The organism is Streptomyces sp. NBC_00076 (assembly GCF_045041235.1).
GTDB lineage: Bacteria > Actinomycetota > Actinomycetes > Streptomycetales > Streptomycetaceae > Streptomyces.
Genome location: NZ_CP108242.1, coordinates 7,993,772 through 8,008,199, shown reverse-complemented (window position 1 = coordinate 8,008,199; position 14,428 = coordinate 7,993,772). Strand labels below are relative to the sequence as shown.

Sequence of the window (14,428 nt, the reverse complement as noted above, 5' to 3'; positions counted from 1 at the left end):
CACCCCCGGTCTCCGGGGATGCGGCCCTCAACTGCCGTGCCGTACCGCTTACTTGCGGATCAGGCTGCGCAGCACGTACTGCATGATGCCGCCGTTGCGGTAGTAGTCCGCCTCGCCGGGGGTGTCGATGCGGACGACCGCGTCGAACTCGACGCCGGTGTCGGTGGTGACCTTGACCGTGCGCGGGGTGGTGCCGTTGTTGAGCTCCTCGACGCCGGTGAAGGAGAAGGTCTCCTCGCCGGTCAGGCCGAGGGAGGCGGCCGAGGCGCCCTCCGGGAACTGGAGCGGCAGGACGCCCATGCCGATGAGGTTCGAGCGGTGGATGCGCTCGTAGGACTCGGCGATGACGGCCTTGACGCCCAGGAGGGCGGTGCCCTTGGCGGCCCAGTCGCGGGACGAGCCGGAGCCGTACTCCTTGCCGGCCAGGATGGCCAGCGGGATGCCCTGCTCGATGTAGTTGCGCGAGGCGTCGTAGATGAACGACACGGGCGCGTCGGGCTGGGTGAAGTCGCGGGTGTAGCCGCCTTCCGTCCCCGGCGCGATCTGGTTGCGCAGGCGGATGTTGGCGAACGTGCCGCGGATCATGACCTCGTGGTTGCCGCGGCGCGAGCCGTAGCTGTTGAAGTCACGACGTTCCACACCGTGCTCGGTGAGGTACTTGCCGGCCGGGGTGTCGGCCTTGATCGCGCCGGCCGGGGAGATGTGGTCGGTGGTGACCGAGTCGCCCAGCTTGGCCAGCACGCGCGCGCCGGCGATGTCGGAGACCGGGGTGGTCTCCATCGTCATGCCCTCGAAGTACGGGGGCTTGCGGACGTAGGTCGACTCGGCGTCCCACTCGAAGGTGTTGCCGGTCGGGATCGGCAGCGCCTGCCACTGGGCGTCGCCCGCGAAGACGTCCTGGTAGGACTTGTTGAACATGTCCTCGCCGATGGCGTTCGCCACGACGTCGTTGACCTCGGCCTCGGAGGGCCAGATGTCCTTGAGGTAGACCGGGTTGCCGTCCTGGTCGATGCCGAGGGCGTCCTTGGTGATGTCCACCTTCATGGAGCCGGCGAGGGCGTACGCGACGACCAGCGGCGGGGACGCCAGGTAGTTCATCTTGACGTCGGGGTTGATCCGGCCCTCGAAGTTCCGGTTGCCGGAGAGAACCGAGGTGACCGCGAGGTCGTGGTCGTTGACGGCCTTGGAGACCTCCTCCGGCAGCGGGCCGGAGTTGCCGATGCAGGTGGTGCAGCCGTAGCCGACGAGGTTGAAGCCGACCTTGTCCAGGTACGGCGTCAGGCCCGCCTTGTCGAAGTAGTCGGTGACGACCTTCGAACCCGGGGCGAGGGTGGTCTTGACCCACGGCTTGCGGGTCAGGCCCTTCTCCACGGCCTTCTTCGCGACCAGCGCGGCGGCGACCATGACGTACGGGTTGGAGGTGTTGGTGCAGGAGGTGATGGCCGCGACCGTCACCGCACCGTGGTCGACCTCGTACGTCGAGCCGTCGGGGGCGGTCACGGTGACCGGGTTGGACGGGGCGCCGTTCGGGGCGACGGCCGGGGCGTCGGAGGCCGGGAAGGACTCCTGGCCGGCCTCGTCCACGGAGTCGACGTAGTTGCGGACGTCGACCTTGAACTGCTCGGCGGCGTTCGCGAGGACGATGCGGTCCTGCGGGCGCTTCGGGCCGGCGATCGACGGGACGACCGTCGACAGGTCGAGCTCCAGCTTCTCGGAGAAGTCCGGCTCGGCCTTCGGGTCCAGCCAGAGGCCCTGCTCCTTGGCGTACGCCTCGACGAGCGCGACCTGCTGCTCGGAGCGGCCGGTGAGCTTGAGGTACTTCAGGGTCTCGCCGTCGATGGGGAAGATCGCGGCGGTGGAACCGAACTCCGGCGACATGTTGCCGATGGTGGCGCGGTTCGCGAGGGAGGTGGCGGCGACGCCCTCACCGTAGAACTCGACGAACTTGCCGACCACGCCGTGCTTGCGGAGCATCTCGGTGATGGTCAGCACGAGGTCGGTGGCGGTGGTGCCGGGCTTGAGCTCACCGGTCAGCTTGAAGCCGACGACGCGCGGGATGAGCATGGAGACCGGCTGGCCGAGCATCGCGGCCTCGGCCTCGATGCCGCCGACGCCCCAGCCGAGGACGCCGAGGCCGTTGACCATGGTGGTGTGCGAGTCGGTGCCGACCAGGGTGTCGGGGTAGGCCTGGCCGTTACGGACCATGACCGTGCGCGCGAGGTGCTCGATGTTCACCTGGTGGACGATGCCGGTGCCCGGCGGGACGACCTTGAAGTCGTCGAACGCGGTCTGGCCCCAGCGCAGGAACTGGTAGCGCTCGCGGTTGCGGCCGTACTCCAGCTCGACGTTCTGCGCGAAGGCCTCGTTGGTGCCGAACTTGTCGGCGATGACGGAGTGGTCGATGACCAGCTCGGCCGGGGAGAGCGGGTTGACCTTCGCCGGGTCGCCGCCGAGCTCCTTGACGGCCTCACGCATGGTGGCGAGGTCCACGACACAGGGCACACCCGTGAAATCCTGCATGATCACGCGGGCCGGCGTGAACTGGATCTCCTGAGAGGGCTGGGCCTGCGAGTCCCAGCCGCCGAGGGCGCGGATGTGGTCGGCGGTGATGTTCGCGCCGTCCTCCGTGCGGAGCAGGTTCTCGAGCAGGACCTTGAGGCTGTAGGGGAGGCGGGCCGAGCCCTCCACCTTGTCCAGCCGGAAGATCTCGTACGACTCGTCGCCCACCTGCAGCGTGCTGCGGGAGTCGAAGCTGTTCGCCGACACGACAGTCTCCTTCATTTCTGTGCGCTTACCACCGCATCCTGCCGCCACGCCCTCTTGGCTCATCCGCTGAGGTAAGGCTAAGTTAGGTATGCCTTACTGGACTGGCGACTGCGGTACGCCTCGGCAGATATCTCGATGTCGAGATAACTCTAGTACATGGGCGCGGAATGGTCATGCCCGGGCCCCGGCTTCTGTCTCTGATCGCGATCGACAGTCCGGGGGGGGAGATCGACAGAGTCGGGAAGACCACGCTCGCCGAAGCCCTCGGCCCGACCCCGCCCACCGGGAGCTCCGGCGCGCCGCCGAAGAGCACCACCTTGAGGCGACACAGCTCCCGCGCACGCGAGCCGACCTGACGGGCAAGGGCTGCCGATACCGCCGACCACGGCACAGCCGACGGGCTCGACCGGCCGCGACTTCACCGACTCACGGATGGAATCGACATGCCCGATGGATGGGAGTGGGACAGCACCCTGTTCCAGGGAAGTGCGGCCCACTACGAGCGCGGCCGGCTGCCGTACGCTCCGGGCTTCGCCGAGACGCTGGCCACGGCCCTCGGCCTGGACGGTCGCGGCCGGCTCCTCGATGTCGGCTGCGGGCCGGGGATCGTGACGCTGCCGCTGGCGCGCTTCTTCGCCGAGGTGATCGGACTCGACCCTGACGAGGACATGCTGGCCGAGGCCGAACGACAGGCCGCCCGTCGCCAGGTGACCAACGCGCGTTGGGTGGCCGGCCGCGCCGAAGACCTGCCGGCCGGCCTGGGCGAGTTCCGGGTGGTGGCGTTCGCCCAGTCCTTCCACTGGACGGATCGCGACCGGGTCGCCGCCACCGCGCTGGAGATGCTGGAGCCTGACGGCGCGTTCGTCCACGTGAGCGACCTGACGGACCCACCCGCCGAACCGACGCCGCTGCCGCGGCCCGCTCCCCCGTACGCGCGGATCAGTGACCTGGTGCGTCGATACCTCGGCCCGGTACGCCGCGCGGGGCAGGGCACGCTCGTCAACGGCACGCCCAACAGGGAGGACCTCGTGCCGGCACGGGCCGGGTTCGTGCACTTCGAGCGACATGTCGTACCGGCCGGGGAGGTGGCGGAGCGCACCGCCGACGACATCGTGGCGTGGGCGTTCTCCCGATCCGACTCCGCCCCTCACCTGTTCGGCGCCGGGCTCCCGGACTTCGAGCGGGACCTGCGGGAGGCACTTCGGCAGGCGTCACCCGACGACCTCTTCGCCGAGCATCCTCTGTCGACCGAGATCATGACCTGGCGCAAGCCGCACGCGACGTGAGCGGTGGGCGTCATGTCCCGGCGCCTTCCGGGTATCCGGTACGGAACGAAAGGGGGCGGGAATGCCGCTTACGTTCCGCAAGAGTTTCCGGATCCTTCCCGGAGTGCGCCTGAACATCAACAAGCGCTCCTGGTCCATCACGACCGGCGGCCGCAACGGTCCGCGGCACACACACAGCAGCACCGGACGTCGTACGACATCAATGGATTTGCCCGGACCTTTCGGGTGGCGTCGCACCCATAACGCCAAACGGCGTTGATGCCGCATCACCCGAACGGACCACCCCAAGAGGCGCCATCTCATATCTGAGATAACCTCAACCTCATGGCAGACGACTACCTCGTACGTATCGGCAAGCTCATCCGTGACGCCCGGCAGCACAGAGGCTGGACGCAGGCACAGCTTGCCGAGGCGCTCGGCACCAGTCAGAGCGCCGTCAATCGCATCGAGCGCGGCAATCAAAACATCAGCCTTGAGATGATCGCTCGAATCGGTGAAGCACTGGACAGCGAAATCGTCTCTCTGGGCTACGCGGGCCCGATGCATCTGCGTGTGGTCGGCGGTCGTCGGCTGTCCGGCGCCATCGACGTGAAGACGAGCAAGAACGCGTGTGTGGCACTGCTGTGCGCCTCCCTGCTCAACCGGGGGCGCACGGTGCTGCGCCGCGTGGCCCGCATCGAGGAGGTGTACCGCCTGCTGGAGGTGCTCAACTCCATCGGCGTACGCACCCGCTGGATCAACGACGGCGTCGACCTGGAGCTGGTGCCGCCGGCCGAGCTGGACGTCGCGGCGATCGACGCGGAGGCCGCCGTACGGACGCGGTCCATCATCATGTTCCTCGGTCCGCTGCTGCACCGCATGGACCGCTTCAAGCTGCCGTACGCCGGCGGCTGCGACCTCGGTACGCGGACCATCGAGCCGCACATGATCGCGCTGAGGCGGTTCGGGCTGGACATCGCGGCGACGGAAGGGCAGTACCACGCGGTCGTGGACCGTACCGTGCGTCCGGACCGGCCGATCGTGCTGACCGAGCGCGGGGACACGGTCACCGAGAACGCACTGCTGGCCGCCGCGCGGCACGACGGCGTCACCGTCATCCGCAACGCGTCCTCCAACTACATGGTCCAGGACCTGTGCTTCTTCCTGGAGGCGCTCGGCGTCAAGGTCGAGGGCATCGGCACCACCACGCTCACCGTGCACGGCGTTCCCACCATCGACGTGGACGTCGACTACTGCCCCTCCGAGGACCCGGTCGAGGCGATGAGCCTGCTGGCCGCCGCCGTCGTCACGGCGTCGGAGCTGACGGTCCGCCGGGTACCGATCGAGTTCCTGGAGATCGAGCTCGCGGTCCTGGAGGAGATGGGCCTCGACCACGACCGCACACCGGAGTACCCCGCCGACAACGGCCGCACCCGGCTGGTGGACCTCACCGTCCGGCCCTCCAAGCTGGAGGCGCCGATCGACAAGATCCACCCGATGCCGTTCCCCGGCCTGAACATCGACAACGTGCCTTTCTTCGCCGCGATCGCGGCCATGGCCTCGGGCAAGACGCTGATCCACGACTGGGTCTACGACAACCGCGCCATCTATCTCACCGACCTCAACCGCCTCGGCGGACGCCTCCAACTCCTCGACCCGCACCGGGTGTTGGTGGAGGGACCGACCCGCTGGCGGGCCGCCGAGATGATGTGCCCGCCGGCCCTGCGACCCGCCGTGGTCGTGCTGCTCGCGATGATGGCGGCGGAGGGCACGTCCGTGCTGCGGAACGTGTACGTCATCAACCGGGGGTACGAGGATCTGGCGGAGCGGCTGAACTCGATCGGGGCGCAGATCGAGATCTTCCGGGACATCTGATCGGCGCGGTGTCGTGCCCCTTGGAAGCAAGGGGCACGACACGTCAATATGTCAGCTGACCTGCGGATATCCACCTTCACAGCCCTCCACTGATCACCGTTGTTTTTCAGCACCTTGTGCAGCGCACATGCAAGATGATCTTGAAGGGTTGACGATACGTCAGAGCTTCCTGAGTATCCGTCAGCCTTCACGGAGGGTTGTCGCCGAAGTGGCCTCGCAATGTCCGATGTCGGTCGTGTCACGCCGACCGCGTCTGGTCGACCATCGGCACCCACGTCGAATGCGGCGAACAGGCTGGAAACGCCGTGCGGCAGGTAGTCGTGGGTGCGGCGCTCGGGCATCCCCGGCAGCACGGGCTGCGACCGGTCCAGGGCCTGCACCTGGGACTTCTCGTCGACACAGAGCACCACCGCACGCTCGGGCGATTGCGGTGGCGGCCTTCGGCGTGGGCTTCCGATGGCCCATCTACGACAAAAAAGATTCCGGTTTCTGGTTCTCCCGCTGCCTCGATGACGTCATGACTGGGGGCACCAGCCCAGCGCTGCACCCTGCGGGGGCGCCGGAGCACCCGCCGCCCATCCATAAGGGGTCCTTTCAGAATGCGGGGTGCTTGCGGGCGAGGGTCATGCAGTGAGCGAGCTGGAGGAATGCGTCGTGCATGTCGTCTCGGGCTTCCCAGCGAGTGCGTAAGCGGCGAGGGCCGTGGAGCCAGGCGATGGCGGACTCGGCAACCCATCGCACACGGCCCAGGCCCGATCCATGCGGCTGACCGCGCCGGGCGATCTTCGGGACGATGGCACGCTCACGCAGACGGCGGCGGTAGATGTCGTGGTCGTAGCCACGGTCGGCGTACAAGGTGCGGGGCTTGCGCCGGGGCCGGCCCCGCTTGCCCCGCGCCGGCGGCAGGCCGTCGACCAGCGGCAGGAGCTGCGTGACGTCGTTGCGGTGACCGCCCGTCAACGACACCCGCAGCGGGGTGCCGTGCGCGTCGGTCAGCACGTGGTGCTTCGAGCCCGGCCGTGCGCGGTCAACCGGGCTCGGACCGACTTTTGGGCTGCTTCGCCCCCGCTTGGCCTGCACGTGGGACGCATCGATGGTGGCGCGGGAGAAGTCGAGGCGGTCGGCTGCCCGCAACCGGTCCAGCAGCACCCGCTGGAGTTCGCCCCACACCCCCGCCTCCTGCCACTCGGCCAGCCGACGCCAGCATGTAAGCCCGGAACCGAACCCCAACTCCTGCGGCAGGTACTCCCACTGGATGCCGGTGTAGAGGACGAACAGCACCCCCTGCAGCGTCTTGCGGTCATCGATCCGCTTGCGCCCCGGGTGCCGGAACCGCCGCTCATGCTTCGGCAACAGCGGCTCGATCACCGCCCACAGCTCATCACTGATCTCCCACGGCTTCCGCCGTGCCATGGGTCACCCCCACAAGGACGAGATCACTTCCACCTCCACCGTGCCACAAGAAGATCATTCTGCAAGGAGTCCTAAGGGGAAGCGCTTACGGAGGGGGAGCTGCTCGCCTGGCCGCCGAAACGGCTGACGGGCAACACGACCTGGTCGCCGTCCAGCTCACGGTCAGCCTGGTGATGCTGACACCGATCAAACAGTCCCTTTCACGACCGGGCCGCTCCCGGCCTGGGCGCGCCAGCAGGTGGCCGCTGCACCCTCGGCATCCCCGCACCGGCCACTGGCTCCGCCCCGGCCAGGTAGGTGATCGTCTTGTACCGCGCCCGCGGCGCCAGCAGCCCGGTCAGGTACTAGCGAAACTCCCGCCGCTGGGCCAGGCTGAAGAAAAGGTCGTCGAGCCGGGCCGCGTAGTTCTCCAGCGGTCCCGGCGCGGGCGGACACGGACGGTAAGGGTCATCTCCGGCCCGCACCACGTCGGTTGACTCCTACCACCGGCCTACGACCAACCCGCCCTGCCGTCAACCCACGCCACCGCTGGATTTAACGAGCTACTGGTGCTAACTGATCATTTCAGAATGACGTGCGGAGCCGTCGAAGGCAGATGATGCTGCAGGCGAGTTCGAGTAGTCCCTGGTGGAGGTCGGCTCGTTGCTCATAGCGGACACGGAATCGTTTGAACTGATGGAGCCAGGGTCCGGCACCGGCAGCCGTCCGGGATGACGGTGACGCCGGGGCGGCCGCTCTGGCCGCAGTGGAGCTATTCGCTCCCACAGGTCGTCGGAGACAAGACCGATAGACACCAGCCGGACCCTGCCCAGAAGGACCTTCACCCACCAGCCGACACGCCGATCTCACCTGAACTGCTCATCGGCCCTCTTCCGGCGCTGACCGCCGGTCGGTGAGGCGCTCCTGGTCGGCGGCGTTACCGGCACGAGCCTCGGTGCGGTGACCCCGTGCCAGGTAGTCCCGGACGATCAACTCGACAGCGTCCTGCGGGCTCCTGGTGCCGGCCAGCAGCATGACCTCGATGGCCAAATCGCTGTCCAGGCTGATGGTGACCTTCGCCATGACACCTCCTGAAGGGTTCCCGCGGAGCCTATCCAAGCGGCTAACGGCCGACGATGGGTAGGTTGCCGCACCCGGGAAGGAGGGACGGAGCCGGAAACCCGGCCGGCCACGAACGGCTCATTCTGTAACGAGCTCTTAACGACCAGGCAACCGATCTCATCGATCTCTTCGGAAGGCGCAAGACCCTAAAGTCCCATAATCCATGCCCACTTGTGGTCTTGGTGACTTCCTGTCACCTTGTCGTCACGGAGGTGCTGCAGACGGGTGGTGTGCAGACCACACCTGCATCTCGATGGTGACCGGGGTGACAACTGACGGGGGTTCTGTTGACTGATGACGGTCAGGACGCATTGGAATTGGGTGAGGCCATCGAGGCGGTGCGGCGGGGTCTCGAGTGGGCCGCTGCGCAGGGGGACGGTCACGTGCTCCGTTTCACCGCGGAGAGTGTGCAGCTCGAGTTCGCACTGGAGCTGCGCCGGAGCGGCTCTGCGGGCGGCGGGGTGAAGGCCTGGGTCGTGTCGGCGGACGGGCGAAGTGAACGGGGGGCAACCAGCAGTCAGCGGATCACGGTGTGCCTCAGGGCGAACGATGTCCCGATCTCGTCGCGCGGAACGGCAGGAGCCTTTGGCCCCGATCCCTCGGCAGGGGACCACCACCGGGGGATTTGACGTGCCGGGGGGACGGAGGGAGGGACACCTGCACCGTGTGGTTGCGGTGAGCCCGTGCCTGCCAGAGGGGGCGGGAATTCATGCCTCGGGGCTCCGCATCAGCAGCACCCTGATTCTGACGGTGGCTCATGTACTGACCGTGGGGCGGCAAACGGCTCGTCGGGCTCGGATCTTCCTCGCAGACCAACCGGGGCAGGACTATGAGGCGGAGGTCGTCTGGAACTCACGCCGGCCTGCGGATGCAGGCCAGGACCGAGGTCTCGACGCCGCGGTGCTCCGTCTGGTGAAACCTGATGCCGAGGGTCTCTCCTCGCTGCCTCCTGTGCGTTGGGGCGAGTACACCCTGCCCGGGCGTCACCGGGTGACCGGCGTGGGCTTTCCTGGCTTCGAGGTGCGCCGTCGTACCACCGCGCCACGGACCGTCACGGGCGTGATCGACGTCGTCCGGGAGCCGTGGCAGCGCGTCTTCATGCTAGAGCGAGACGACGGAGACGCGCGCCTGACCACTGGCCTCTGGCGAGCGGACGGCCTGTCGGGCACCGTTCTGCACAGCGAGGACCGCTCCCTGGTGATCGGGGTGGTCTTCCAGCACGACCGTCAGGACAGCCGACTAGCTGTCATGCCTGCCCCGCGTCTGCTGGAGAATCGTAAGCTGAGCGCGTGGATTGCCAGTGACGCCGGCGACCCACACGTGGCCCCTGTCAAGCTCGATGGTCTCCTGGTCCAACCCCCGGCTCCGGCCCGTACCCCGGCCGCCCTCCTTGATCCCGCACGTCGGCTCCTCCCGCTGTCGGAGTCGGCCGTGGGCGGGGTGAAAGACCTCGCTGACCACCTGCTGCTACAGGAGGGCCGCGTCGCGCTGTTGCACGGCGCCGCCCATTCCGGCAAGACACGCATGGCTCACGAACTCATCGCCATGATGCGGAGCAAGGGCTGGAACGCGGGATTTCTGGCACGCACTCCCCGCCCGGACCACGACTGGCACGATGTACTGCCGCGTCTGGACAGGTCCACCCTCCTGGTGGTCGACGAACTGGAAACGCGGCCAGCGCAATGGAAGGCCCTGCGCAAGTGGGTCACCGACGACCGGTCGGGGCACGTGAGCCTCCTGGGCATCGCACGCAGTCCCCGCCAGGAGGACGGGACCACCACAACGCAGGTACAGACATCCGACGCGACGGCGACCCCCTCCCAGCTGACGCACCTTCTCAAGGAGCCGCTCCGCCAGATCACCGAAGGCCCGGCAGGGGTGCGGTTCGCCGACACGGAGGACATTGATGCCACCGTCTCCGGCCAAGGGAACCGACCGCAGAAGATCGCCATCGCTCAAGCTTGGGCGTTGTCCGCGCTGCTCCGGCGGAGCAGCGCTTGGTCCGACCCTGGCGAGCCCTACCGCGTGCTCCTGGCACACGAGCACCGCTACGCCGCGCAAGCGCTGCGCGCTGGCCTGCCCTGGCTCGACGATGACTTGTGCCAAGCCCTGCTGACCGCGTGTGCCTACTTCGATGCATCCGCGCCGGCCGAGACAGTCGACGACGTCCGCATCACGCTGGAACACCACTTGGCCGCCGTCCGGGGGTTCGACCTGTCGAACCCCACCTTCCTCGACGCGATGTTCCTCCACTCGATCGCCGAAGCCTTGGCGGAGCTGTATCCACCGACCGACGGAGCGCACCGCAGCCGTATGCCAGAAGCAGTACGGCAGGCACAGGACGACCATGCCAGCGCCTACCGGCCGAACCTCGGACCCCTACTCCTGCGTGCGGCACCGGCGCACAGAAGGCCCCAGTACGAGGCCCTGCGATCAAGCGCGGATCGGGTCCCGCCCGCCTATGGTGCCCGGGCCAGGCTGCGGGGAGGACCGGACGACCCCCAGCCCTCTCCACCCGAATCCCGCGCCGGTACCACGCCCCGAGCGGATCGGGCCTCGCCCGCCTCTGGTGCCCGCGACAGGTGGCGGAGAAGGTCGGACGGTCGGCAGCCCTCTCCACCCGACTCCCCCGGTACCATCTCCCTCCCCCACGTCCGGGGCGACCGCGACGCACCGCCGCCGAAGCCCCGCTCCACCGGTGATCGTGGTGAGCCACGACCCCCTGGGTTCTACCGATAGTTCGGCTGGTGATGTCAGCCTTAAAGCGGGTGGCGGCGATCTCGGCGTGCCTCGGGATCTGCATCACGATCCGGATGAGCTTGTTCCGCTTTGACGGACACCATCGGTGTGGTGGTCAGGCTGCGAGTGCGGTCTCGTATTCGGCGGGACTGCGGTAGCCGAGGCTGCTGTGCAGCCGGTGCATGTTGTACCAGCCCTCGATAAATTCGAAGATCGCGGTGTGGGCGGCGGCCCGGCTGGGCCAGGAGCTCGTGCCGAGCAACTCCCGTTTGATCGTGGCGAAGAACGACTCGGCGAGCGCGTTGTCCCAGCACTGCCCGGTGCGACCGACGGACAGGCGGACGTCCAACTCCATTGCCAGAGAGGCGAATTGCTGACTGGTGTACTGACAGCCGCGATCCGAGTGAAAGATCACCGGCCGGGCGGGCCGACGCTCGCGGCAATGGGACCTGAGAGCGTCGGCGACCAGTTCGGTCCGCAGGTGGTCGGCGGTGGACCAGCCGACCACACGGCGGGAGGCGATGTCGATGACGGTGGCCAGATAGAGCCAGCCCTCCTCGGTCGGGATGTAGGTGATGTCGCCGCACCAGCGGGTGTCGAGGGCGTCCGGTGCGGGAGCGAAGTCGCGGACGAGAAGGTCGGGCCGGGACGCGGCCCGCGGGTCGGGGATCGTCGTCAGTTGCCGTCGTCTGCGGTGCCGGCCCTGCAACCCGGCCTTGCGCATCAGCCGCGCGATGCGGCGCCGTCCGCACTCCTCGCCCTGTCGTTGCAGGACGGCGTGGACTCGTGGGACGCCGTAGGTCCCGCGGGACCGCTGATGAACCTCGGTGATCTTCTCAGTCAGCTCGGCATCGCGGACCGCCCGCGGACCGGGTGTGTCAGTGCGGCGGGCGTAGAAGGCAGCTCGGGAGACCTTCAGCAGTTCACACACGCGCTTGACGTTGTGACCGTGTCGCTTCTCCGCCTCGATGAACGGGTGCACCGTCACCGGGTCTCCTTCGCGAAGAAAGCCGTGGCCCGCTTGAGGATGTCCACGTCCTCGCGCAGACGGCGGTTCTCCCGCCGCAGCGCGGCCAATTCCTCGCGTTCGCTGCTGCTCAGCCCGTCACGCTCGCCCGCATCGACCTCGGCCTGGCTGATCCACAGCCTCACCGCGGTCTCGGTCAGGTCGAAGTCCTTGGCGACCTGACCGACCGAACGGTCACCACGACGGCACAGCTCGACGATCTCGCCCTTGAACTCCGGCGTAAACGAACGGCGAGGCCGAGGCTCCTTCTTCCCCATGCTCTCCATGATGGACATCCTCCCGGGGCAGAACCCCTGATCTCGAATGTCCGTCAAAGCGGATCAAGCCCAGTCATGGACTTCTTCGCCGAGGTGACGATGGATGTCGACGACATCCGCGACGACGCGAACCGGCTGCACGACGCCGCCGGTGGGGACTTCCACCTGGCGAAGATCACGGAGCACGAGGCGCGGGAGATCTGTGTGCACCAACTCAAGCAGGCCTATGACCTGCTGCCGGACTTCGGAATGGGTTTCATCCGACGTGTCGACGTCGTCTCGGCGATCTCGGAGTTGCGGCGAGAGGCAGCCGAGGCGAGCACGAACCCGCTGACGCGGCTGCCCGGCAGCGGCCCCAAGCAGGACTACTCCCCATCGCCGGCGACGACATCGTCTCCCCGCCCCTGCGGGACATCCGCCTCCAGGTCGCCAACCTTCCTGGTGCGACGGACAGTTACTGGAGCCAACCGTCCAACGCACAGGAGCGAGCCGACTGGATCGCGGCGAACAAGGAGATCATCAAGGCCGCGGCACGGAACTTTCATCCGCCTCCACGGCAGCGGTCTCAATGCGCGGCGCGGCAGAAGTGGGCACTGCTCAGGACGAGTTCACCATGCGCTTCAGGCCGACACCGCGTGGCGCCCGCCTCGCCCGCCGCCTGGTCGTGGAGCGGCTCGACGCCTGGGGCCATCCCCACACCTCCACCGCCAACGAGACGCTGACCCTCATCACGGCAGAACTGACCGCCAACGCCGTACGCCACGGCCATGTGCCCGGACGGGACTTCGAGGTTCGACTCACCGGCACCGGGCGGGTACTGCGCGTGGAGTGGGGCACCATGCCGCGCGTGAACGCACCCGGGAAGACCGTGTGGGCGGTGCTAGTGCTCTGACCGCGAAGGTTCGCCGGGTTGAGGGGCCCGCCCTGTGAGCGAGGCGGGCGGCGGTGAAATTCATGGGTGGTTCGATCACTCACCGCCTAGGGTCTGCCGCATGACTCTCGACTACGATGCAGCCGGCGACGGTCCCGCGCTGGTACTGCTGCACTCCGCGGTATGCGACCGAAGGATGTGGGATCCGCAGTGGCCGGCCCTGGTCGATGCCGGATACCGGGTGGTGCGTTGTGACTTCCGGGGCTTCGGCCGGACTCCCTTGCCGGACCGGCGCCACAACGATGCAGAGGATGTACTGGACCTGCTGGACGCCCTCGGCATCGAGCAAGCGGCGCTGATCGCCTCCTCGTACGGCGGACAGGTCGCTGTGGAGATCGCCGCACGCCGTCCGGACCGGGTATCCGCCATGGCGTTGTTGTGCGCCGGGCTGCCAGGGCATGAACCCACCGATGTGCTGCGCGCGTTCGGTGAGCGGGAGGACGCGCTTCTCGAGGCGGGCGATATCGAGGGGGCCGTGGAACTGAACGTGGACACCTGGCTGGGGCCGGACGCCCAGGAGGCGGTCCGGGAGGAGGTGCGCGGGATGCAGCGGCATGCCTTCGAGGTGCAACTGGCCGCCCCCGAGGGGGCCGGGCGGATCAAGGTGGAGATCGACCTGTCAGCGATCAAGGCGCCCTGTCTCGCTATCTCGGGCGGCCAGGATCTGGCGGATTTTCGGCAGATCGCGGCCCAGCTGCCGGGTCTGCTCGCCGACACCCGGCACCTCGAACTGCCCTGGGCCGGCCATCTCCCCAGTTTGGAGCGGCCTGCCGCAGTGACGGACCTGCTGACCGGCTTCCTGCGCGAGACGGTCCCCGCCGGCTGAGGGTGATTGCCGGGTGTCCCGGTCAGGCCTCCTGGGCGAGGGGGCGTCCGCCCACCTCCTCGAGGCCCGTGCCCTCTACACGCCCCTCGGCCGCCCATCGTGGCAGTTCACAGGGTCGCCTGGTCTCTTCCGGGACGACTGATCGGCAGATGCCGCCGCGCTCCGTTCAGCCTGCGTGAAACCGGGTCTTCAGGGTGCGGCGGCACCCCTTCGACTTCTCCGGGGCCT

12 protein-coding genes and 2 pseudogenes are annotated in these 14,428 nt (G+C 68.0%); 7 read left to right on the top strand and 7 right to left on the bottom strand.

Annotated features, from left to right (window positions below):
* Positions 1 to 48: 48 nt before the first annotated feature.
* Positions 49 to 2,766, bottom strand: a complete 2,718-nt coding sequence (gene acnA, locus OHA64_RS36105) for an aconitate hydratase AcnA (RefSeq protein WP_405620436.1) — start codon at positions 2,764 to 2,766, stop codon at positions 49 to 51.
* A 443-nt stretch (positions 2,767 to 3,209) separates the two neighbouring features.
* On the opposite strand from acnA, the gene OHA64_RS36100 reads away from it, so the two are divergent.
* The 3 genes from OHA64_RS36100 to OHA64_RS36090 all read left to right on the top strand — a co-directional run bounded on the left by OHA64_RS36100 (position 3,210) and on the right by OHA64_RS36090 (position 5,906).
* Positions 3,210 to 4,052 carry a class I SAM-dependent methyltransferase gene (locus tag OHA64_RS36100; RefSeq protein ID WP_405620434.1) on the top strand — a complete coding sequence of 281 codons (843 nt, stop codon included), beginning with the start codon at positions 3,210 to 3,212 and terminating at the stop codon, positions 4,050 to 4,052.
* A 61-nt stretch (positions 4,053 to 4,113) separates the two neighbouring features.
* The gene (locus OHA64_RS36095) at positions 4,114 to 4,311 is read left to right on the top strand and encodes a DUF4236 domain-containing protein (protein WP_405620432.1); all 198 of its coding nucleotides are present in this window, start codon (positions 4,114 to 4,116) and stop codon (positions 4,309 to 4,311) included.
* A gap of 65 nt (positions 4,312 to 4,376) precedes the next feature.
* Complete coding sequence (locus OHA64_RS36090; protein WP_405620431.1) at positions 4,377 to 5,906, top strand: helix-turn-helix domain-containing protein; 1,530 nt, start codon at positions 4,377 to 4,379, stop codon at positions 5,904 to 5,906.
* A 272-nt stretch (positions 5,907 to 6,178) separates the two neighbouring features.
* On the opposite strand, the pseudogene OHA64_RS36085 reads toward OHA64_RS36090, so the two are convergent.
* From OHA64_RS36085 to OHA64_RS36070, 4 genes and pseudogenes are all read right to left on the bottom strand, one after another.
* A pseudogene (locus OHA64_RS36085) lies at positions 6,179 to 6,328 on the bottom strand (IS630 family transposase); the annotation flags it as partial.
* Between the two features lie 172 nt (positions 6,329 to 6,500).
* The gene (locus tag OHA64_RS36080) at positions 6,501 to 7,319 is read right to left on the bottom strand and encodes an IS5 family transposase (RefSeq protein ID WP_405620429.1); all 819 of its coding nucleotides are present in this window, start codon (positions 7,317 to 7,319) and stop codon (positions 6,501 to 6,503) included.
* A 564-nt stretch (positions 7,320 to 7,883) separates the two neighbouring features.
* Positions 7,884 to 8,003: pseudogene (locus OHA64_RS36075) on the bottom strand (IS5/IS1182 family transposase); the annotation flags it as partial.
* Positions 8,004 to 8,177: 174 nt separating this feature from the next.
* Complete coding sequence (locus tag OHA64_RS36070) at positions 8,178 to 8,381, bottom strand: hypothetical protein (RefSeq protein ID WP_200698015.1); 204 nt, start codon at positions 8,379 to 8,381, stop codon at positions 8,178 to 8,180.
* A 326-nt stretch (positions 8,382 to 8,707) separates the two neighbouring features.
* On the opposite strand from OHA64_RS36070, the gene OHA64_RS36065 reads away from it, so the two are divergent.
* Together OHA64_RS36065 and OHA64_RS36060 are read left to right on the top strand one after the other, a co-directional pair.
* Positions 8,708 to 9,049 (top strand): trypco2 family protein, encoded by a 342-nt coding sequence (locus OHA64_RS36065; protein ID WP_405620426.1) that lies wholly within the window; start codon positions 8,708 to 8,710, stop codon positions 9,047 to 9,049.
* Positions 8,970 to 11,159 (top strand): trypsin-like peptidase domain-containing protein, encoded by a 2,190-nt coding sequence (locus OHA64_RS36060; protein ID WP_405620424.1) that lies wholly within the window; start codon positions 8,970 to 8,972, stop codon positions 11,157 to 11,159. The genes OHA64_RS36065 and OHA64_RS36060 overlap by 80 nt, the downstream gene beginning before the upstream one ends.
* A gap of 115 nt (positions 11,160 to 11,274) precedes the next feature.
* Here OHA64_RS36060 and OHA64_RS36055 read toward each other — a convergent pair whose 3' ends face one another.
* Both OHA64_RS36055 and OHA64_RS36050 read right to left on the bottom strand, forming a co-directional pair.
* Complete coding sequence (locus OHA64_RS36055; protein WP_405620422.1) at positions 11,275 to 12,147, bottom strand: IS3 family transposase; 873 nt, start codon at positions 12,145 to 12,147, stop codon at positions 11,275 to 11,277.
* Positions 12,144 to 12,452: a transposase gene (locus OHA64_RS36050; protein ID WP_405620420.1), complete on the bottom strand. Its 309-nt coding sequence runs from the start codon at positions 12,450 to 12,452 to the stop codon at positions 12,144 to 12,146. The genes OHA64_RS36055 and OHA64_RS36050 overlap by 4 nt, the downstream gene beginning before the upstream one ends.
* A 604-nt stretch (positions 12,453 to 13,056) precedes the next feature.
* Here OHA64_RS36050 and OHA64_RS36045 point away from each other — a divergent pair.
* Complete coding sequence (locus tag OHA64_RS36045; RefSeq protein ID WP_405620418.1) at positions 13,057 to 13,335, top strand: ATP-binding protein; 279 nt, start codon at positions 13,057 to 13,059, stop codon at positions 13,333 to 13,335.
* Positions 13,336 to 13,435: 100 nt separating this feature from the next.
* On the top strand, positions 13,436 to 14,200 hold the full coding sequence (locus OHA64_RS36040) for an alpha/beta fold hydrolase (RefSeq protein WP_405620416.1): 765 nt from the start codon (positions 13,436 to 13,438) through the stop codon (positions 14,198 to 14,200).
* The last annotated feature ends 228 nt before the right edge of the window (positions 14,201 to 14,428 follow it).

Bases quoted from the DNA above. Each gene is read 5' to 3' on its own strand.
- OHA64_RS36100 (WP_405620434.1), top strand. From the start codon at position 3,210: ATGCCCGATGGATGGGAGTGGGACAGCACCCTGTTCCAGGGAAGTGCG.
- OHA64_RS36095 (WP_405620432.1), top strand. From the start codon at position 4,114: ATGCCGCTTACGTTCCGCAAGAGTTTCCGGATCCTTCCCGGAGTGCGC.
- OHA64_RS36090 (WP_405620431.1), top strand. From the start codon at position 4,377: ATGGCAGACGACTACCTCGTACGTATCGGCAAGCTCATCCGTGACGCC.
- OHA64_RS36080 (WP_405620429.1), bottom strand. From the start codon at position 7,319: ATGGCACGGCGGAAGCCGTGGGAGATCAGTGATGAGCTGTGGGCGGTG.
- OHA64_RS36070 (WP_200698015.1), bottom strand. From the start codon at position 8,381: ATGGCGAAGGTCACCATCAGCCTGGACAGCGATTTGGCCATCGAGGTC.
- OHA64_RS36060 (WP_405620424.1), top strand. From the start codon at position 8,970: ATGTCCCGATCTCGTCGCGCGGAACGGCAGGAGCCTTTGGCCCCGATC.
- OHA64_RS36050 (WP_405620420.1), bottom strand. From the start codon at position 12,452: ATGGAGAGCATGGGGAAGAAGGAGCCTCGGCCTCGCCGTTCGTTTACG.
- OHA64_RS36045 (WP_405620418.1), top strand. From the start codon at position 13,057: ATGCGCTTCAGGCCGACACCGCGTGGCGCCCGCCTCGCCCGCCGCCTG.
- OHA64_RS36040 (WP_405620416.1), top strand. From the start codon at position 13,436: ATGACTCTCGACTACGATGCAGCCGGCGACGGTCCCGCGCTGGTACTG.